Annotated in this window: 2 protein-coding genes and 1 pseudogene; 2 read left to right on the forward strand and 1 reads right to left on the reverse strand. The window is 66.6% G+C overall.

Annotation, left to right across the window (positions count from 1 at the left end; all coding sequences use genetic code 11):
* Nucleotides 1-599 precede the first annotated feature (599 nt).
* Nucleotides 600-755, reverse strand: coding sequence for a hypothetical protein (locus O3W51_RS47970; RefSeq protein WP_187145157.1), 156 nt, complete (start codon nt 753-755; stop codon nt 600-602).
* On the opposite strand from O3W51_RS47970, the gene O3W51_RS47975 reads away from it, so the two are divergent.
* Nucleotides 745-906: a hypothetical protein gene (locus O3W51_RS47975; protein WP_187145158.1), complete on the forward strand. Its 162-nt coding sequence runs from the start codon at nt 745-747 to the stop codon at nt 904-906. The genes O3W51_RS47970 and O3W51_RS47975 overlap by 11 nt on opposite strands.
* 351 nt (nt 907-1,257) lie before the next feature.
* Nucleotides 1,258-1,546 (forward strand): annotated as a pseudogene (locus O3W51_RS47980) (ferritin-like domain-containing protein); the annotation flags it as partial.

Raw genomic sequence — 1,546 nt, forward strand, 5'->3', positions numbered from 1 at the left:
CGGGCATGCAACTCTTCTACGCCCTCGGACCACGACTCGACCTGCTCCACCGTCAACGATTCGTCACACAGTCGGACCAACGAGCCACACCGCCAACAGTCACACCACATGCGGTTGCAGTATTAGGGGCCTTTGCCGGCAGAGGGTTTCGGCGGTTGGACGTTGCCCGGTCCACCATGTCGCAAGTGGCCCACGGCATCCGGCATCGATGGGACGTCAGAGCCGTAGAACAGCTGACTCCGATCATCTGGCGGCGCCAGGGATCCTCTGTTCCGGTTCTCATGGTCCCCCGAGGCCTCAGAGCACCACCGTCCCAGCGGTCGCGTAAGCCTTCCGAGGCTCCATCACCCGTACGAGGGTTCTGCACCGTAAGGAGTACGCGCACGGCTACGGGTACTGACGGGTGGGCGCTCGGACCAATCGGGGAGTACTGCCGTTGATGCGCAGGACGGCCCTGAATCCGTCCTGCCGCCCCGCGTGGCCCCGGCGACGAGTCGTGGCTTCAGCGGTTGCGCCGAGGGGATGGCCGGCCGTTCCTGGCCCGGGGCGCCCTGCTTCGGTGAGACGGCCAGACGCACCTCCCTCCTCTGTACCTCAGGTCACACGAGGGTGATGATGCCGTCGACCCGAGCGGAGTGGATGACCACGGAAGTCTCGCGCACGTACCGCTCACGCAAGGCAGCGGTCCGCTCGTATTCCTCCTCCGTCGCCAGCGTCTCGGCCGCTTCCCTGATCATCACCAGGATGGTCGACATGCTGGTCGCGCAGCGCGATGCCATCCGGATTCTGCAGGCGAATCCGTCGATCAGCATCCAGCCGGAGACCGACACCGCCCCCTTCGACGCGATGCGCGAAGCGCCGTCACGGTTCTCTAACGTCGCCGTCGCCGATCACTGTCCGTGGTGAGTGGACAGGCATCCATGACAGACGCCAGCCGTTCGCCAGAGGAGAGATCAGGACACTGGCTGACGAGAACCGCGTCGGATGTCGGGCCTGTACCTGCGGCACGCGTCGATTGCCGAAATCCTGAGCACGAACCGGCTGCCCATCGTCGAGATGCCGCCGACTGTGCGACATCCGGGAGTTCGCGGAGGCCGTCGGCCGCGCCTTCTTCGGTCCTTCGAGGATCCCCTTGTTCACCCGGGAGGGTGAACCTCGCCGATGCGCGGGTGATGCGAGCAATCCGCTGGGGCCGTGGCACCGAAGGGGCTGTGGACGTGCCTGCGACGGAGTGGGCGCCGAGAGAGATGGGGCGTGATGGGCGTAGAGCGCATCGACACCCGGCTGCTGGAAGAGCTCAGCGAGCAATCCGAGGACCTCAACAGCGACGCACTGCGGATCACCGGCAGCGCGTTGGACGACTTCACCGAGGCCACCGCGCCCCGGTCGCGTCGTTGGTGGCAGCGGTCGGGGACGCTGGCCGGTGTGGCGGGGGCAGCGGCAGTGCTGTCCTCCGTGCGGGCCTCGGCCACCACCGCGGACGACATCATGGCGCTGCAGACCGCGGCGTCTCTGGAGAATCTGGCCATCAGCGTCTACCAGACCG

It is taken from the genome of Streptomyces sp. H39-C1 (genome assembly GCF_027158125.1).
In the GTDB taxonomy this organism is placed as follows: domain Bacteria; phylum Actinomycetota; class Actinomycetes; order Streptomycetales; family Streptomycetaceae; genus Actinacidiphila; species Actinacidiphila fildesensis.